Origin of the sequence: Salinisphaera sp. T5B8 (genome assembly GCF_040361255.1) — a bacterium.
Taxonomy (GTDB): Bacteria; Pseudomonadota; Gammaproteobacteria; order Nevskiales; family Salinisphaeraceae; genus Salinisphaera.
On record NZ_APNG01000005.1, the window covers coordinates 23,918 to 42,480 of the forward strand.

Annotated in this window: 15 protein-coding genes and 1 pseudogene; 12 read left to right on the top strand and 4 right to left on the bottom strand. The window is 62.4% G+C overall.

The window, feature by feature from the left end:
- The first annotated feature begins 885 nt into the window (after positions 1-885).
- Positions 886-2,007, top strand: a pseudogene (locus T5B8_RS05805) (IS481 family transposase).
- 210 nt (positions 2,008-2,217) lie between these two features.
- On the opposite strand, the gene T5B8_RS05810 reads toward T5B8_RS05805, so the two are convergent.
- Together T5B8_RS05810 and T5B8_RS05815 are read right to left on the bottom strand one after the other, a co-directional pair.
- Entirely contained in the window at positions 2,218-3,282 is a 1,065-nt protein-coding gene (locus tag T5B8_RS05810) for an aldo/keto reductase (protein ID WP_353177022.1), read from the bottom strand.
- A 186-nt stretch (positions 3,283-3,468) separates the two neighbouring features.
- Positions 3,469-3,600, bottom strand: a complete 132-nt coding sequence (locus T5B8_RS05815) for a hypothetical protein (protein ID WP_353177024.1) — start codon at positions 3,598-3,600, stop codon at positions 3,469-3,471.
- A gap of 12 nt (positions 3,601-3,612) precedes the next feature.
- Here T5B8_RS05815 and T5B8_RS05820 point away from each other — a divergent pair, with 12 nt between their 5' ends.
- Together T5B8_RS05820 and T5B8_RS05825 are read left to right on the top strand one after the other, a co-directional pair.
- Positions 3,613-4,605, top strand: coding sequence for an alpha/beta fold hydrolase (locus T5B8_RS05820; RefSeq protein ID WP_353177025.1), 993 nt, complete (start codon positions 3,613-3,615; stop codon positions 4,603-4,605).
- Positions 4,606-4,695: 90 nt separating this feature from the next.
- Positions 4,696-6,354: an FAD-binding dehydrogenase gene (locus T5B8_RS05825; protein WP_353177026.1), complete on the top strand. Its 1,659-nt coding sequence runs from the start codon at positions 4,696-4,698 to the stop codon at positions 6,352-6,354.
- A 9-nt stretch (positions 6,355-6,363) separates the two neighbouring features.
- On the opposite strand, the gene T5B8_RS05830 is transcribed toward T5B8_RS05825, so the two are convergent.
- Entirely contained in the window at positions 6,364-6,720 is a 357-nt protein-coding gene (locus tag T5B8_RS05830; RefSeq protein ID WP_353177028.1) for a septal ring lytic transglycosylase RlpA family protein, read from the bottom strand.
- A gap of 116 nt (positions 6,721-6,836) precedes the next feature.
- On the opposite strand from T5B8_RS05830, the gene T5B8_RS05835 reads away from it, so the two are divergent.
- The 8 genes from T5B8_RS05835 to T5B8_RS05870 all read left to right on the top strand — a co-directional run bounded on the left by T5B8_RS05835 (position 6,837) and on the right by T5B8_RS05870 (position 17,380).
- A complete protein-coding gene (locus tag T5B8_RS05835; RefSeq protein ID WP_353177029.1) occupies positions 6,837-7,493 on the top strand; it encodes an HAD hydrolase-like protein in 657 nt (218 codons plus the stop codon).
- A gap of 75 nt (positions 7,494-7,568) precedes the next feature.
- Entirely contained in the window at positions 7,569-8,384 is an 816-nt protein-coding gene (locus T5B8_RS05840; protein ID WP_353177030.1) for a thioesterase family protein, read from the top strand.
- 110 nt (positions 8,385-8,494) lie between these two features.
- Positions 8,495-9,349, top strand: coding sequence for an SDR family oxidoreductase (locus T5B8_RS05845; RefSeq protein WP_353177032.1), 855 nt, complete (start codon positions 8,495-8,497; stop codon positions 9,347-9,349).
- Between the two features lie 217 nt (positions 9,350-9,566).
- Positions 9,567-11,873, top strand: coding sequence for a TonB-dependent siderophore receptor (locus T5B8_RS05850; RefSeq protein WP_353177034.1), 2,307 nt, complete (start codon positions 9,567-9,569; stop codon positions 11,871-11,873).
- A 142-nt stretch (positions 11,874-12,015) separates the two neighbouring features.
- Positions 12,016-13,602, top strand: a complete 1,587-nt coding sequence (locus T5B8_RS05855; RefSeq protein ID WP_502950781.1) for a pyridoxal phosphate-dependent decarboxylase family protein — start codon at positions 12,016-12,018, stop codon at positions 13,600-13,602.
- Positions 13,595-14,935 carry a lysine N(6)-hydroxylase/L-ornithine N(5)-oxygenase family protein gene (locus T5B8_RS05860; protein WP_353177036.1) on the top strand — a complete coding sequence of 447 codons (1,341 nt, stop codon included), beginning with the start codon at positions 13,595-13,597 and terminating at the stop codon, positions 14,933-14,935. The genes T5B8_RS05855 and T5B8_RS05860 overlap by 8 nt, the downstream gene beginning before the upstream one ends.
- Positions 14,936-14,990: 55 nt before the next feature.
- The gene (locus T5B8_RS05865) at positions 14,991-15,581 is read left to right on the top strand and encodes a GNAT family N-acetyltransferase (RefSeq protein WP_353177038.1); all 591 of its coding nucleotides are present in this window, start codon (positions 14,991-14,993) and stop codon (positions 15,579-15,581) included.
- Positions 15,581-17,380 carry an IucA/IucC family protein gene (locus tag T5B8_RS05870; protein WP_353177039.1) on the top strand — a complete coding sequence of 600 codons (1,800 nt, stop codon included), beginning with the start codon at positions 15,581-15,583 and terminating at the stop codon, positions 17,378-17,380. Before T5B8_RS05865 ends, T5B8_RS05870 begins: the two co-directional genes overlap by 1 nt.
- 30 nt (positions 17,381-17,410) lie before the next feature.
- Here the strand turns inward: T5B8_RS05870 and T5B8_RS05875 are convergent, their stop codons facing one another.
- Entirely contained in the window at positions 17,411-17,773 is a 363-nt protein-coding gene (locus tag T5B8_RS05875; RefSeq protein WP_353177040.1) for a SpoIIAA family protein, read from the bottom strand.
- Positions 17,774-17,904: 131 nt separating this feature from the next.
- Between T5B8_RS05875 and T5B8_RS05880 the strand changes: the two genes are divergently transcribed.
- Positions 17,905-18,501 carry a cyclodeaminase/cyclohydrolase family protein gene (locus T5B8_RS05880; RefSeq protein ID WP_353177042.1) on the top strand — a complete coding sequence of 199 codons (597 nt, stop codon included), beginning with the start codon at positions 17,905-17,907 and terminating at the stop codon, positions 18,499-18,501.
- Positions 18,502-18,563 lie beyond the last annotated feature (62 nt).

The following is an 18,563-nucleotide window of genomic DNA, read 5'->3' on the forward strand; positions in this document are numbered from 1 at the left end:
CATGTTCGGTGTGTGGATCCCGGTTGGGTTTGCAGACCGTTGGTTTGCGGTTTCAGGCGCGGCGTCCAAATCGCAGCAGGCATGCTGTTGGTGTCTGGACTTGTTTGATCCTTGGCGCTGTGGTTAGTGGGCTGATGTATTAGCTCGTCCCGGTTGCCGGTTCGATAACGGTTGATTTGGGCTACGAGTATTTTGGTCCTTCCACGAGTTTTTCGGACCTATGATTTCGCACTGCAGTGCGACTCACTTTCTTTTGCTTGTCCAAAAGAAAGTAAGCAAAGGAAAAGGACACCCGGGCACAGCGCCGGCGCAAAGCGCCGGTTCACTCCGACACGCAGCGGCGACGGGATGCGGCCAGAACTCGCGTCGCTTTGGCGACGCTCAAACAGGCTGGCCGCACCGGCGCGGTGCGCCGGACACCCGTCGCCACTCCGTGTCTCCGTCGCCGTGCAACGGGCCTGAATACAGACGCCAAGCGCGCAGCAAGAGTCGCCTTTGCCGTGTTAGCCGAAATCCAACACGCGACGTGGTTCTCGTTGGCTTCGGCGGATGCGCAGGCGGACGTTAAGGAACGCGACCTTGAGCGAGCGACAGCGAGCTTGCCTGTATTGGGTCCCTTGGGCGCAGCGCCGAGCAGTGTAGGCCGAAAGAGAAAAAGACAGCCGGATGTCTGAGCCGCGCGTAGCGCGGCGAGTTTCCGGCTGTCCTCTTTCGGCCGGAGCCGCGCAGGGCACCGATGCGTAGCATCGGCGCAAGACAGGGTGTCTTTTGTTTTGGTGACTTTTATTTGGACAAGTGTATAGACCGGAGACATAGGTAACAGGTGTGCCAGGACATGGGTTACACCTCGACGCCCGCTCATGGGTGACGTCGAGGTGCCGATTCATGCCCTGGAAGGAACACACATCGATGACCTTACGTACCGAGTTCATTGCTTTGGCCCGCAACGAGGACGTGAACCTCTCGGAGCTGGCCCGGCGTTTCGGGATCAGTCGTAAGACCGCTTACAAGTGGCTGGCCCGTGCCAAGGCCGGACAACCACTGTCCGATCGCTCACGTCGCCCACGCGTACGGATGCGTCACTCGAACAGGCGGTGATCGCGCTGCGTCGCAGCTATCCGACCTGGGGCGGGCGCAAGTTGCGCCAGGTGCTGCTCGACCGCGGTCATACCGATGTGCCGGCGCCCAGCACCATCACCCATATCCTGCGCCGACACGGCTTAATGCCCGAGCGCGACGCGGCGCGTAGCCAGCCCTGGCAACGCTTCGAGCACGACGCGCCCAACGATCTCTGGCAGATGGATTTCAAGGGCACGATTGCGCTCGGCCGCGGCCGCTGTGATCCGTTGACGGTCCTGGACGATCACTCACGCTATAACCTGGCGCTGAGCGCCATTCCCGACATGCGCAGCGCCACGGTGCAAAAGGTATTGACCGACACCTTCCGGCGCTACGGTTTACCGGTTCGAATGAACATGGACAACGGTTCGCCCTGGGGCAGCCCGCGGGGTCACTCGCGCGGGCTAACCGTGCTGAGTATCTGGTTGGTGCGTTTGGGCATCCGTGTCAGCTTCAGCCGCCCGGCTCATCCACAGACCAACGGCAAGGACGAGCGCTTTCATCGCGCGCTGGCTGGTGAAGTGCTCAACGGTCGCGCCTTCACCGATCGAACGCAGCTGCAGCGCGCATTCGATCACTGGCGCGAAATCTATAACACCGTACGACCCCACGATTCACTGGGTCTGGCCACCCCGAGCACGCGTTATCGCACGAGTGGGCGTGCGTTCCCGAGCACTCTAGCGCCCATCACGTATGCGCCCGACGATATGATTGTCGCCGTGCGTGCCAACGGCGTCGTGCCTTTCAAGGGGCGAATCGTAAAAGTCTCCTGCGCGCTACGTGGCTTACCGGTCGCCTTTCGACCGGTAAGCCTATAACGACGGCTGCTATTCGCTGTATTTCGCCCACCACCACCTGACCCGGATCGACCTACGCAACGCGCGCTAAACTGTTACCCATGTCCTGGCACGGGTGTTACCCATGTCTCCGGTCCGTACAGACAAGCAAATAAAAGACACTCGCGCATCAGCGCGAAACCTCAAGTGAAAATGAACCCGCACCGTTGATTCAAACCGCGTTGATCCGAGGCCGCGACTCCATTGGTGCTGGGAAGCCCGGCCAACCTGCGGTTTCGCGTCGCGTGGCGACACAGGATCATCAATCTGAATAATCCTCTGCGTGATCGGCATGCAACACCCAGTCCGCCGCGCCAAAGCGGTCGGCCGCGTTCAGGGCCTGATGCCAGTAGGGATAGACCAGATGCGGCCGGCTGACCTTTTCGATCGCCGCTTGCTCGTCGGCGCCGAGTTCGAGCTGGGCACTGGCGAGGTTATCTTCCAGTTGGTGTGCCTTGCGCGCGCCGATCACGGCGGTGGTCACGCCCGGGCGTTCGGTGATCCAGGCCAGGGCCACCTGGGCCGCGGATACGCCGTGGGCATCGCCGACCTCGACCAGGGTTTCGATCAGGTCGAACAGACGCTTTTCGTCGTGGATCGGCGGTTCCTGCCAGCCTTCGGAAAAGCGGGTGCCTTCCGGCGCATCCTTGTCGCGCCGATACTTGCCGGAGAGCAGGCCGCCGGCGAGCGGGCTCCAGATCATCGTGCCGAGACCGGCGTCGTGAGCCATCGGCATGAGCTCGTATTCGGCTTCACGCGCCTGCGGCGTGTAGTGAATCTGCTGGCTGATCGGCTTGGTGAAGCCCTCGCGTTCGCAGACGGCCATCACCTTCATCGCCTGCCAGGCCGAGAAGTTGGAGATGCCGTAGTAACGGATCTTGCCGTGGCCGACGAGCGTGTCCATGAGCTGCAGCGTTTCTTCCAAAGGCGTGGTGCCGTCCCACATATGCAGCTGGTAGAGATCAATATGGTCGGTGTTCAGCCGCTTGAGGCTGGCCTCGATCTGTTCGCGGATATGCAGGCGCGACAGGCCGCCTTCGTTGGGCCCGTCGCCCATGGGAAAACGCACTTTCGTGGTTACGAGCACGTCGTTGCGCTTGTCGCCCAGCGCCTTGCCGAGGATTTCCTCGGACATGCCGGCCGAATACATATTGGCGGTATCGAACAGATTCACGCCGTGATCAATGCTCATGTCGATGAGTTTGCGGGCATCATCGACGCCGGTATTCCCGAGCTTGGACATGAAGCCTTCGCCGCCGAAGGTCATGGTGCCGAGGGTGAGTTTGGAAACTTTCAGGCCGCTGTTGCCGAGCGTGCGGGACTGCATGACGGGCTCCGTCGCTGTATGTGCGAGGACGGTTGGTATGACCGATCGACGTTTCAAACGAAGATCGGCGTTGCGCCGGAATCCGATCCAGGCGATCGAACGCAACCGGGGCGAGTTGTTGCGGCGCAGCAAAATCGCCTAGACTCGGTACCTTTCGAGATCGAGGCGCGTTTGTCCATGTCCTTGTTATCCACCGCCGCTACGCGTATCGGCCGCCAGTTCGACCGTAACCGGGCGCGGATACGGCATTTGCGACAGCGTGTCTTTGACCGGCAGGCGCTCGTGCAGGCTGGCCAGACGCCGTTTGAGATCATTCACGACGACGGTCTGGTGTCGTTGCGCTATTACCCGCCGTTGGCCGAGAAAGAAATCGTGCTCGCCGATGGCAGCCGCGTCGCGGTGGCCCAGACGACACAACGCACGCCGCTGGTGATCGTGCCGCCGCTGGCGGTGAACATGCTTATCTACGATCTGTTCCCCGAGCGCAGCCTGGTCCGGTATCTGCGCGCACGCGGCTTCGAGCTGTATCTCGTGGATTGGGGCCGGCCTGGCCGTGGCCAGGATGACCTGCATCTGGCGGACTACTTCGATCGGCTGTTGCCGGCCGCGCTCGATCGTGTGCGTGCGCACAGCGGCGTGCAGCGGTTGAGTCTGCACGGCTGGAGTTTCGGCGGCCTGTTCAGTCTTTGTCATGCCGCGATCGCGTCCGACAGCATTGCCAATCTCGTGCTCGTGGGCGCGCCGGTTGATTACCACGACAACGGCGTGCTCGGCGAGCGCTACAAGGCATTGGCCCGGGCCGGGCACTGGACCCACGACAAGACCGGGCTGAGCGCGCATGGCCTGCCCACATCGTTATTGCGCTCGCCGGGTGTATTGAACTCGCTAGTGTTCAAGGCCACGAGTCCGAGTGCCGCGATTCGCAGCTATATGGGCCTTCTAGCGAATCTGCATGACGAAGACTACGTCAGCAATCACGCCACCAACGCCGCGTTTCTCGACGACATGGTGGCCTACCCGGGCGGTGTAGTGGCTGATTTCATCGATTATCTGTGGATCGACAACGTGCTGGGTGAAGGCCATCTGCCCATGCCCGATCCGCCCGCCGACCTGTCGGACGTGCAGGCACCGATTCTCAATATCAGCGGTCGCGGCGATCCGATCGTCACGCCCGCCTGCAGCCAGGCGATGACGCGCTTCGTGGCCAGCGACGATGTAACCTGCCGTACGATCAAGGGCGGGCACGTCGGCATCGTATCCAGCGAAACGGCCTTGGCCGAAACCTGGGGCGAGATCGCGGATTGGCTGATCGCACGTGACTAGAAATTTACCTATCCGTGTCGACTAGCCGCTGTTAGAGCGGGTGGCTACACTCGGACCAGATAAAAAATAGTGCGGGACGAGGGGCAGCGAATGGCGAAAGACGCAGACAGTATCGTGGTCGGCGCAGGGCTGGCCGGGCTGGTCGCAGCCGCTGAGCTGGCGGATGCCGGCAAGTCGGTTTTGATCGTCGAACAGGAAGGCGAGAACTCGGTCGGCGGCCAGGCGTTCTGGTCGCTGGGCGGGCTGTTCATGATCGATACGCCCGAGCAACGGCGTATGCGCATCAAGGACAGCCCCGAACTCGCGCTCAATGACTGGCTGGGCTCGGCCGCCTTCGACCGTGACGAAGACTACTGGCCGCGCAAGGTCGCCGAGGCGTTCATCGAATTCTCCGCGGGCGAAATGCGGCCCTGGTTGTACGAACAGGGCATGCGCTGGTTTCCGGTCGTGGGCTGGGCCGAGCGGGGTGGTTCACTGGCCAGCGGGCACGGCAACTCGGTGCCGCGTTTCCATCTGACCTGGGGCACCGGCCCCGGCACGGTGGCGCCGTTCGAACGCCGCGTGCGCGAACACATGCAAAGCGGGCGGATCACGCTCAAGTGCCGGCATCAGGTCAGCCGGCTGATCATGACCGACGGCGCGGCCACCGGCGTGGCCGGCGAGGTCCTCGCGCCCAGCACGGTCGAGCGGGGCCAGCAATCCAGCCGCGACATCCAAGGCGAATTCGAATTCAGCGCCGGCGCGGTGCTGGTCACGGCCGGCGGCATCGGCGGCAATCACGAACGCGTGCGCGCCAACTGGCCGGTCGAACGACTGGGGCCGGCGCCGGCGCACATGATTTCGGGCGTGCCGCATCACGTGGACGGACGCATGCTCGATATCAGCCGTGACGCGGGCGCGGCGATTATCAACAGCGATCGCATGTGGCACTACACCGAAGGCATCAAGAACTGGGATCCGATCTGGCCCATGCACGGCATTCGTATCATTCCCGGGCCGTCTTCGTTGTGGTTCGATGCGACCGGCCAGCGTCTGGCCGCCCCCTGTCTGCCGGGCTTCGATACGCTATCCACACTGCGCGAAATTCTGGCAACGGGCTACGACTACTCCTGGTTCGTACTCACCCAGAAGATCATCGAAAAAGAGTTTGCCCTGTCGGGTTCCGAACAGAATCCGGACATGACCTCGCAGCAGTGGCGCGAAGTGCTCAAGAGCCGACTGTCGAAAGGCGCGCCGCCGCCGGTCGAGGCGTTCAAGCAGCACGGCGAGGATTTCGTCGTGGCCGACAACCTCGACGAACTGGTGGCGGGCATGAACCGGCTGGCCGGCAGCGATCTGATCGATCGCGCTGCGCTCGAAGCCCAGATCGTGGCCCGCGATGCCCAGATCGACAACGCCTATTCAAAGGATGCGCAGATCACCGCGATCCACGGCGCCCGGCGTTATCTGGGCGACAAGCTGTTTCGTACCGCCACGCCGCACAAGCTGCTCGATGCCGCCAACGGCCCACTGATCGCGGTGCGTCTGCATATCCTCACCCGCAAGACGCTGGGCGGCCTGCATACCAATCTCGACGGGCAGGTGCTCGATGGATCAGGCCAGCCGATTCCCGGCCTGTATGCGGCCGGCGAAGTCGCCGGTTTCGGCGGCGGCGGCTATCACGGCTACAACGCGCTCGAAGGCACATTCCTGGGCGGCTGCATCTTTTCCGGGCGCTGTGCCGGCCGGCATGCGGCCGCACAACTCTAGGAATATCCGCTAGTCGATCACCCGCAGCGTGACGGGCGCGATGCCGCTACGAATCATGCCGATTTGTTCAGCCGCGCGCCGCGACAGGTCGAGGATGCGTCCGCGCGTATAGGGCCCGCGGTCGTTGATGGTCACAACGACATGGCGGCCGTTGTTCTCATTGGTGACTTGCACCCGGGTACCAAAAGGCAGGCTCCGGTGGGCGGCGGTCAGACGGCGCGAATCGAAGCGCTCGCCGCTGGCTGTGCGGCGCCCGTCGAACGCGCTTGCGTAATAGGCCGCCTCGCCGCGCTGATAGATCGCGCCTTGGTTTTGCACGCTGGCACAGCCGGCCAGCGACGCGAGCAGCACGACGGTTAGCAACATCGCGATTGCGCTAGACCGCGGGCGGCCGGGTTCTTGCATATGTTTCATAGGCGTCGCGAGCCATTCGCGGCGCGCAAGCGATAATACGGTGCGAGGGCCAGGAGAGAGTTTCGTTTATGCGCCATAAGGTTCTGCTTTTCGATCTGGACGGTACGCTCACCGATCCGCGTGAAGGCATCACGCGCTGCGTGCAGTATGCGTTGTCCCGTCAGGGCGTTCAGGTCGACGATCTGGCCCGGCTGGAATGTTTCATCGGGCCGCCACTCAAGCAATCGTTCATCGAATTCTATGGGTTCGACGCGGTGCAGGCGCAGGCCGCGGTCGACGATTATCGGGTGCGATTCGGGCGCAGCGGCATGTACGAGAACAGGCTCTATCAGGGCATTGTCGAACTGCTCGCCGCGTTGAAGGGCAGTGGTCGCCAGTTGTTCGTCGCAACCTCCAAGCCCTGGTTCTATGCGCGCCAGATCGTGCAGCATTTCGGGCTGGATTCGTACTTCTGCAGTGTCTACGGCAGCGAACTGGACGGCACGCGTACCGAAAAGCATGCCCTGATCGCGCATATCCTGCGCGAAGAGAAGATCGCGGCCGGCGATGCGCTGATGATCGGCGATCGGTCGTTCGATCTCATGGGGGCGCGCCACAACGGCGTGGCCAACGCGGCGGTGGGCTACGGCTATGGCAGTCGCGCCGAACTCGAGGCCGAAGCGCCCGACTACTATTTCCCCACGTTGGCCGATATGCAGCGCACGTTGTTGTCCTGTCGCGCCTGACAGCATCCGCTACTTTTCCATACGCTAGCGTATTGCGCTAATCTTTGCGCTTTGATTTGTGCAAGGATTTCGAAGATGACCGATGCCGATGCGCGTACGCCGCTATCGCAACTGCTGGCGGGCATGACCTGTGATGACGATGTCTGTCGTGTTCATGTGCCGGATGACTGGCTGCAAGGGCGCGCCATTTACGGCGGATTGACCGCGGCGCTGTGTCTGCAGTCGATCTACGAGCAGCATGGCCGGGACTTGCCGCCCCTGCGTAGCGCGCTGCTGAGTTTCATCGGCCCGGCGGGGCCCGATGTGGCACTGCGCCCGGTGGTGGTGCGCCAGGGCAAGTCCACGGCGTTCATTACGGTCGACATGCTCAGCGACGACAAGATCGCCGCGCGGGCTACTTTCTGCTTCGGCAAGGCCCGGGATTCGAAGGTGGCCCAGGCAGATCTTCCCGCGCCGCAAGTGGCTGACCCCGATGCGTGTGAGTCGTTCTTCGAGCGCGCCGGCGGCACCGCCCCGAATTTCACCCAGCATTTCGAAGGCCGTTTCGCCGGCGGCTCGATGCCGGTCAGCGGATCGGATAATCCCGAATATGTCATCTGGCTACGCCACCGGGACGCTGAAATCGACCCGGTGGTGGTGGGCCTGGCGGCCCTGGCAGATGCGTTGCCGCCGGCGGCGATGGCCAGTTTCAGCGAGTTGGCGCCGATCAGCACCATGACCTGGATGTTCGATGTGCTTGACGACGACCCGCGTACCGAAAACGGCTGGTGGTTGAGCCAGAGCGTGGCCGAGCACAGCGCCGATGGCTATTCCTCGCAGGCCATGCGGGTCTGGAATCATGCCGGCCAGCCGATCGTGGTGGGTCGCCAGAACGTCGCGATTTTCCATTAGGGCCCTGCCGCAGGACGCCAGCGCCTGGCGTCTCGGCATTTAAACGGATGGTTGCACCGCGGCGGCAGAACTAGAGTCGGGAGCGTTTATCCCCAAGGAGTTCTGCCGCCATGAGTGATCAGAAGCAGCCCAAGCAGTCCCAGTCCGAACAGCCCGGCGACGAGTCGGCCATGCGGCCCGAGCCGGAATATATCCGTGATAGCTATCGGGCCACGGATCGGCTCAAGGGCAAGGTCGCGCTCATCACCGGCGGTGATAGCGGCATCGGGCGCGCGGTCGCGGTGCATTACGCCGCAGAAGGTGCGGATGTGGCGATCGTGCATCTGGAAGAGCACGACGATGCCGCCGAGACGCAACGCCTGGTCGAAGCCCGCGGCGCGCGTTGTACGGTATATGCCGGCGACGTGGGGGATCCCGCGTTCTGTTATCAGCTGGCCGACGACGTGCTGGCCGCGTTCGGGCGCGTGAATATCCTGGTCAACAATGCCGCTGAGCAGTACGACTGGGACGATATCACCGAGATTCCCGACGACCAGCTGCTGCGCACCTTCCAGACCAACATCTTCAGCCACTTCTATCTGTGCAAGGCGTTATCGGCGCAGATGGGCGGGGGCGATACGATCATCGCCACGTCGTCGGTGAATGCCTTCAAGGGCAACGATACGCTCATCGATTATTCGGCCACCAAGGGCGCGATCCAGGGGCTGGTGCGTTCGCTCGCCCAGTCGCTGGTCGGGCGTGGCATACGCGTGAATGCGGTCGCGCCCGGCCCAGTCTGGACGCCGCTCATTCCGGCAAGCTTCGACGCTGAAAAAACCGCCCACTTCGGTGGCCAGGTGCCCATGGATCGGGCCGCGCAGCCCAGTGAAATCGCTCCGGCCTATGTCTATCTGGCCTGTGAAGAGTCGTCCTACATGAGCGGCCAGACGCTGCATCTCAACGGCGGGGTCATTCTCAATACCTAAGGCAGCCAAGCTGCCAGCGACCGCGGCTCAACAGCGGCTTTCCCCAAGCCTGGACACAGCATCGTCTGTGTCCAGGCTTTTTTGTGCCCGGGCGAAACTGTCATGCCAGTTTCATTGACGGGATCGATAATATGAATAACAATCATTCTCATTAACAAGTGTGTCGCGTAATTCGACTGTGGCACCGGGTTCATTTCGTCAGGGAGAGACGTGGGGAATGTCGGATTTCGAACACAAGGCAGCACACGCGCAAATCAACCGCCGGTTCTGGGTGCATATCGCCGTCTGTAGCGCGCTCGGCCTCGGGATATCGGTGTTACCGGCGAGCGCGTTCGCGCAGTCGGGTGATTCTGAAAACGCCGACGGCGCCGTCGAATCGCTGCCCACGATCGATGCCGGCAGCAACGATGGCGCGAGGAATCAGCGCCTGGGTTCGCAGACGCTGGCCCCGCTGATGGTCGAAGGCGAGGCGATCAACAGTGCGGACGCGCCCACCACCGGCTATTCCGCCGATGCCACGCGCGCGGCGACCAAGACCGATACGCCCTTGATCGAAACGCCGCAGGCCATCGACGTGGTTCCGCGTGAGCAGGTTGAAGATCAGGGCGCGCGCACGATCAACAATGCGCTGCGCTATACGCCCGGCGTATTCACCGGTCTGGCGGGCTCGTCGTCGCGCCAGACCACCATCGCACTGCGCGGTTTTCCCGGCGGCGATATCAATAACACTTTCCTCGATGGCATGCGCCTGGCCAATGACCCGGGCGCTTATTCGAACATCCAGATCGATCCGTTCTTTCTCGAGCGCATCGACGTGATCAAGGGCGCGCTCTCGGCACTGTATGGGCGCGCCCAGCCGGGCGGGCTGGTCAACTATGTCACCAAGAAGCCGCTCGACGAGCAGCAGGGCCTGGCCCGGGTTTACGGCGGCAGCTTCGGTACCTACGGCGCGGGCCTCGATGTGACCGGGCCTTTGCCGAACGCGGATATCGGTAATTACCGGGTGACGGTCAGCGGCGAAACCAGCGATACCCAGTACGACGTGGTCGAGCGCGAACGCTTCACGATCATGCCGCAGGTCAGCTTCAATCTCGCCGACGACACCTCGCTGTTGTTGCAGGCCTATATCCAGCGCGACCCGGAAGGTGGCTTCCATGGGTCGGTGCCCTACGACATCAGCGTGAACGGCGATCGCTTCGGCCGCACGGTGGATGACGAATGGGTGGATAGCGCACGCAACTACGAGGATTTCGACCGCGATATCAACCTGTTCTCGTTCCAGCTCGATCACGAAGTCAACGACAACGTGACGCTGACTTCGAAAGGTCGATACTCCGACGTCGATACCTCGCTCAAGCAGGTTTATCAGAACGGCTTCACCGCCGACCCCAGCGATCCGCCGGCCACGCTAACGCGTTTCTACTCCCGGGCCGAAGAAAATCTCAAGGCGCTGAGCTTCGATAACTACGGCGAAGTCGCATTCGATACCGGCGATATCGAGCATCGTATGGTTGTCGGTTTCGGCTACGAAGAGCGCGACAACACGGTACGTTATGCAGGCGGCTTTCAGGCGACCTCGCTGGATCCGTTCGACCCCAACTACGGCGGCGACCCGATTCTCGACGACGACAGCCTGCTTGCACCCAATGATCGCAAGACCCGCCAGGTCGGCTTCTATCTGCAGGATCAGATGGAATGGAATCGGTTCCATCTCGTGCTGGGCGGGCGCCAGGATTATCTCAAGCGTGAATACGTCAACGGCACCAGCGGCGAACGTGCCGATCGTAGCGACGATGCATTTACCGGGCGTGCTGCATTGCTCTATCAGTCTCGCTTTGGGTTGTCGCCCTATGTGTCCTATAGCGAAGGCTTCAACCCGACGGCCTATACGCCGGCCAACGGCAGCGTGGCGCCGCCCGTGGAAAGCCATCAATACGAAGCCGGTCTGAAATACCAGCCGCCCGGCGTGGATGCGATGTTTACGTTGGCGGTCTACGATCTCACGCAGGAAAACGTGCTGCAGCGTTTCGCCGTGAGCCCGCCCCGCTTCGATAGCGTGGGCGACGTACAGTCCAAAGGCATCGAGTTGTCCGCGCGTGCAGATATCACCGACAGACTCAACGTAATCGCCTCCTACTCGAATAGCGATGTCGAGTATCAGGACAGCGTGCCCGATCAGGGTGTGATTGCCGGCAATACCTTCACCCGTACGCCGGATCAGCTGGCCTCCGCCTGGGCGAAATACGACCTGACTTCCGCCATCGATGTGGGCGCCGGCGTGCGCTATGTGGGCGAAAGCTATGCCGATGCCGCGAACAACGTGAAAGTGCCGGACTACACCCTGGCCGACGCCATGGTCAGCGTGAAGCTGGGCGAATTCGCGCCGTCACTTGACGGGGCGACGCTGCGGTTGAACGCCAACAACGTATTCGACAAGGAATACGTCGAGGCCTGCTTCAGCCCCAACAACTGCTACTACGGCTATGCCCGCGAGGTGATCGCCACGCTGGATTATCAGTTCTAGGGTTTTGACCCACTCATGAGGTGGCCCGTCGTCGCGACGATGACGGGCCGCTGATATGTCGAAATAAAAGCGAGGGGAGAAGGGCCGCGCAGCCTGCGTGCGCGGGATCGTGCGTTTTTATCTCGAAAAGGAGGCCTGCGTGTTGCGCACCTCGAATCAGCCGGCATCGATACACGGCGAACAGTCGATCGAAGCAGCCGAAACCGCCCGCCGGGCGCAGGTATTCAACGAACACAATCTCGACCTGTTTCGTGATCAGGTCGATCAGGCCGCCGACGCGGTGGCCGCGGCCATGCGGCGCGCCAAGCGTGTACATAGCGGGGTTCTGCCCAGCGAACTCGCGCCCGACTTCGAAAAGCTCGACCTCGATGAAACCTGTGACGACATGGGCGCGGCGTTGGCCGAACTACGTCGGGTGTATCTCGACCATGCGGTGTATTTCCATCACCCACGCTATGCCGCCCACCTGAACTGCCCGGTGCTGGTGCCCTCGATCGCCGCGGAAGTGGTGCTCAGTGCCATCAACTCGTCGCTGGATACCTGGGATCAGAGCGCGGGGGCCACATTCATCGAACAAAAGCTCATTGCCTGGACGGCCGATCGCGCCGGTCTGGGCGCAGCGGCCGATGGTGTATTCACCAGCGGCGGCACCCAGTCGAACCTGATGGCCATGCTGCTCATGCGCGACGGCTGGTGCGCGCGCCAATACGGCCACGGTACGGTGCAGAAGCAGGGCCTGCCGGGCGAAGCGGCGAGACTACGGGTGTTCGTGTCCGAAGTCAGCCATTTCAGCCTGTCCAAGGCCGCCGCACTGCTCGGCCTGGGCCACGACGCAGTGGTGGGCGTGGCTTGCGACGAAGCCATGCGTATGGATACCAGGGCATTGCAGCGGGCGATCGCCGACTGTCGGGCGGCGGGCGATATTCCCATCGCGGTCGCGGCCACCTGTGGCACGACCGACTTCGGCAGCATCGACGACATGCATGCGATCGCGACGGTTTGCCGGGACGAGCATCTATGGATGCACGTCGACGCAGCCTACGGCTGCGGGCTGCTGGTTTCGAACCGACACGGCCACAAATGCGCCGGTATCGAAAACGCCGATTCGCTGACCGTGGATTACCACAAGGCGTTCTTCCAGCCGGTTAGCTGTAGTGCGTTCATCGTGCGCCGCGGCGCCGACCTGGGGCTGATCACCCATCATGCGGATTACCTCAACCCGGTCGAAGCGGCAGCCGCCGGCACACCGGATCAGGTCAATAAATCATTGCAGACCACCAAGCGTTTCGACGCGCTCAAGCTGTGGCTGACACTGCGTACGCTGGGCGCGGAGGCCATCGGCGAGGCGTTCGACGGCGCGGTGGCGCTGGCCCGTGCGACCTACGAGCTCATGCTCGCCGAGCCACGCCTGGAGCTGTTGCACCGGCCCGAACTCAGCACGATCGTGTTTCGTTATCGGCCGTGTCTCACCGCCTCCGAAGCCGAGCTGGATGCGCTCAATGCGCGCATTCGTTCTCAGCTGGCCCGCGACGGCGCAGCCATGATTGCGGCCACCAAGGTCGATGGCCGGCGTTATCTCAAGTTCACGCTACTCAACCCGGCCACCACGGTCGAGCAGATGGGTGAAATCGTCGATCTGATTCTGGCCTACGGCATGGCCGCCGAAACCGGCGCGACATCGATCGACGCCGCGCCGGTCGCGAACCCGGAGTATCGCCGCCATGGATAAGTGCCAACCTCCCATCCACGACGTGGCCGGTATCGGTATCGGCCCGTTCAATCTGGGGCTGGCCGCACTCGCCGCGCCCATCGACGAGCTCGACGCGGTGTTCATCGACGAAAACGCGCATTTCGACTGGCATCCGGGTCTGCTGCTCGACGGCGCGACCCTGCAGACGCCGTTCATGGCGGATCTGGTCACGCTAGCCGATCCGACCAGCGAATACAGTTTTCTCAACTACCTGAAGCAGACCGGGCGGATCTACGCGTTCTATATTCGCGAAAACTTCTTCATGCTCCGGCGCGAATACAACCAATACTGTCGCTGGGTCGCCGAGCGACTGGATAACCTCGTCTTTGCCACGCGGGTGGTGGCCACCGACTACGATGACGCCAACGCCTGCTACGTGCTCACCCTCGAGGATACCGCCAGCGGCGAGCGACGTGCGCTCTACGCCCGGGCGTTGGTGGTCGGCAGCGGCCCCGATCGGTATGTGCCGGCGTGCTGTCGCGACCTGGACCAACGCGCGATCCATGCCTGCGAATTCGGCCCGGCAAGCGAGCGTCTCCAGGCCAGCGATTCGATCACCGTGGTCGGCAGTGGCCAGAGCGCGGCCGAGGTCTTTCATGCCCTGCTGCTGGAGCAGGAACGCCACGGCTATCGGCTGGACTGGTTCACCCGCTCGCCGCGGTTCTTTGCCCTGAACTACGACAAACTCACCTTGGAGATGACCTCGCCGGAGTATGTCGACTATTTCCATGGCCTGTCGGAACACCGGCGCCACAAGCTCGGCGAGGAACACAAGGCGCTCTACAAGGGCATCGACGAGTCGTTGATCAATGCCATCTACGACTTGATGTACGAACGCGACGTGGCCGGCACGCTGGATGTCGGCCTGCAGGCGAATGTGGAATTGCGCGATGCCCGCAATAGCGCCGATGGCGGCGGTATCGAGCTGGACTTCTTCCAGCACGAGCAGGGCGCGGGTTTCACCCATCGCAGCGAGCGCGTGGTGCTGGCCACCGGTTTTGCCTATCGCGTGCCGGACTATATCGACGGAATCGCCGATCGTATCCGCTGGGACGCCCAGGGGCGTTTCGATGCATCACGTTATTACGCAGTCGACCACGACAACGCCGAGATCTTCGTACAGAACGCCGAAATTCATACCCATGGTTTCGTCACGCCCGATCTGGGCATGGCCTGTTATCGAAATGCCTGCATTCTGCGGGCGTTGACCGGCGTCGAGCACTACGCGATCGAGCAGCGCATCGCCTTCCAGCATTTCGCGGTGGATACGCCCGGCGCGCCGGCCACGGATCGACGCCGTGCCCCGGCTTGAGCGGCCCGTACATCGGTCGACTTCGATCTTTTCAACTTCAAGCAAGGAAACCCGCGTGAGCGATAGCCCCGTGCTTCAGGCGCGCCAGATTCCCGGTATCGGCGAACTGGCGATCACGCCATTCGATATCGAGCGCCATGTGCCCACGGCCCACGCCTGGCTGCGTAGCGACCATGCCCGTTTCTGGGGCATGCAGTCGCTGGATGCGCAGCAGGTCCATGACTATTTCGTCGAGCTGGCTGCGTCACCCGATTTCGATGCCTTCATCGGCCTGCATGAGGGCCGGCCCACGTTTCTCGTGGAGCGCTACGCGCCGGCCGCCGAAGCCATCGGCGCGCACTACGACGTGCAGCCCGGCGATATCGGCATGCATGTGCTGGTCGCCCCGGCCGACAAGCGCATCCCCGGATTCACCTGGGCGGTGTTCGTTCAGATCATGGATTTTCTGTTCAGCGATGCGCGCGTCGAGCGCGTGGTGGTCGAGCCGGACGTCACCAACGAAGCGATTCATCCGATCAACCGTCGGGCCGGCTTCGTCTACCACCGTCAGGTCGCATTGCCGGGCAAGACCGCCTGGTTTGCGACCTGTACGCGCGCCGATTACCGCGACGCACTCTGCGACTTCACAGCCAAGGATTCTGCCTGATGACCCGTATGCCCATCACCGCCACCGAACAGGCCATCGCCCATCTCGACGAACGTACCTGGCGTGCGGCCAATACCCGCATGGTCACGAAGATGCTCAGCGAATTCAGCCACGAATTGCTGATTACGCCCGAGCTGGCGGCCGGCGGTGACGGTTTCTATACGCTGGCACTCGAACAGGGCGTGCAGTATCGCTTTGCCGCGCGTGTGCTCGAACTTGAGCACTGGCATATCGAACCGGGCACACTGGAAAAGACGGTCGACGACGTGCCCGCGGCCCTGGATGCGGTCATGCTCGTTACCGAACTGCGCGACGTGCTGGGCATCGGCCCGGCCGCGCTGCCCATCTATCTGGAAGAAATCACCGCCACGCTCTACAGCATCGCCTACAAGATCGCGCATGGCGGGCCGGTGGCCGCCGATTTCGTCGACGGCGACTTTCAGCGTATCGAAGCGGCGATGACCGAAGGGCACCCCGCCTTCGTGGCCAATAGCGGGCGTATCGGATTCGACAGTATCGACTATCGTGCCTACACGCCGGAAGCCGCCGCCCCCATCCGGCTGGTCTGGGTCGCGGCCCATATCAGTCGTGCCGAGTTCGTCTGCAGCGCGGACCGCAGTTACGCCGAACATATGGCTGCCGAGCTGGACGGCGCAACCCATGCCGCGTTCACCGAGCGCCTGGCCGATGCCGGACTGGATGTCGCCGACTATTTGCTTATGCCCGTGCATCCCTGGCAATGGCACAACAAGCTGGTCTATCTGTTTGCCGGCGAGATCGCGAGCCGGCATCTGGTTTATCTCGGCTTCGGTCAGGATACCTACCAGGCCCAGCAATCGATACGCACGCTGTTCAATCGCGACCACCCCGCGCGTTGCTACGTGAAGATGGCGCTATCGATTCTGAATATGGGCTTCACCCGTGGCCTGTCGCCGTATTACATGCGCGGCACGCCCGAAATCAACGACTGGATCGACACGCTGATACGTAGCGATGCCTATCTGCAGACCAAGGGCTTTTCCATCCTGCGCGAAGTCGCCTCCATCGGTTACCGCCACCCGCAGTTCGAAGCGGCCGCGGCGAAAACCGATGCCTACAACAAGATGCTGGCCGCGCTCTGGCGGGAAAGCCCGATCAACCAGATCGAGAAGGGTCAGCGCCTGATGACCATGGCCGCGCTGCTGCATCGCGACGCCGATGAAGCGTCCGTAATCGGCGCGCTCATCGATGCCTCACCGCTGGATATCGACAGCTGGCTGGCGCGCTATCTCGATGCCTACATGAGCCCGCTACTGCACTGTTTCTACGCCCACGATCTGGCGTTCATGCCGCACGGCGAGAACATCATTCTAGTGCTGGAAGACAATGTGCCGGTACGCGCGATCATGAAGGATATCGCCGAAGAGGTCGGCATCATGAATACCGAGGTCGAGCTGCCCGGCGAGGTTGCCCGGTTATCGGTCGAGGTGCCCGAAGAGCTGAAGGTGCTCAGCCTGTTTACCGACCTGTTCGACCTGATCTTTCGTTACATCGGCGCGATTCTGCATACCGAACGTGGCTATTCGCAGCAGGCGTTCTGGCAGCAGGTGGCCGACTGCGTGCACGACTATCAGGCCGCCCATCCGGAATTCGCCGACAAGTTCGCGCGCTACGACCTGTTCGCGCCCGAGTTCAAGCGCTCCTGTCTTAACCGGCTGCAACTGCGCAACAACGCCCAGATGATCGATCTGGACGATCCGGCCGGTAATCTGCAGTTTGCCGGTACGCTGGCCAACCCGATCGCACGGCCGCCGGCTTAGCCGCCGGCCGGCGCGGGCGCATCGCAGGCTTCAGGCCACCCAGGCCTGGGCCGAGTCGCGGTCGGCCGAGCGAAAGGTTTCGCATTCGGTGTTCGGCGAGAGCTTGTCGATCACCGTGGTGGCGGTCCGAATGCCTTCCACGTCGGACACCACGGCCAGCTTGTCGAAACGCTCCCAGTGCTTGATCGCGTCCTTGAGTTCGTTGAACGCGGTCGACGCCGACATGCCGCCCAGCGACTTGATTTCCACATACAGGCGCAGTTTGTCGTGCTTGGCCAGCTGTTCTTCCATTTTGGACAGCACATTCGAAAAATCGCGGGAATTGATTTCGCCGTCGATTTCGATGGGCACGACATAGTCGACATCGGGCTTGAACGGGGCAATACGTAGCATCGTGTAGCTCTACGGTTTCGAAATGAACCGTCACGCTATCAGAGATGGCTGGCGTTTCGATGACACGGGGCGAGGTGCGCCGGGCAGCCCGTGCGACACTCGGCGATCTGATTCGACACGAGCCGATTGGCATGGCCACATCAACCATTACGCAGATCACGCTGGACGCGTTTCGAGACGATATCCAGTCCCGCGCCATGCCGGGCTGCGGCGCGGTCGCGGCCAACGCCGCGGCCAACGGTCTTGCCCTGGTGCTCAAGGGGCTGCGGCTGACGCAATCCAACGACGACGATGGCACAGCCCAGCGCTTGATCGCGCAGGCGCAGCGGCTGCTGGAACAGCTCGGCGACTATGCCGACGAAGATATCGCCGCCTTCAAGGCTTATCTGGCGGCCAAGAAACGCAACGATAAGAGCGATTCGGAGGCGGAGTTGGAAGAGGCTGTGGAGCGCATCAATCAGGTGCCGCTGGATACGGCCCGCTGCTGTCTCGAGGCCCTCGAATACACCGAACAGGCCATAGGCGATATCAAGGCTGCGCTGCAAAGCGATGCCCGGGCCGGCGCACAGCTCATCCACGCCGGTCTGTCGATGGTGTTGATCAACGTGGATACCAACATCGACGGGCTCGAAGACGAAGCCGAGCGGCGCCAGCTGGCCGACCAGCGCGCCTCGCTACAGGCCGAGGCCGACCGGCTGCTCGAGCGTTTGCTTCGCGCTCGCTCGTAATCGCGCACGCCTTAACAATCCGGCACCGTGACGTCATTTCTGATGTACAAAGACCGGCACCA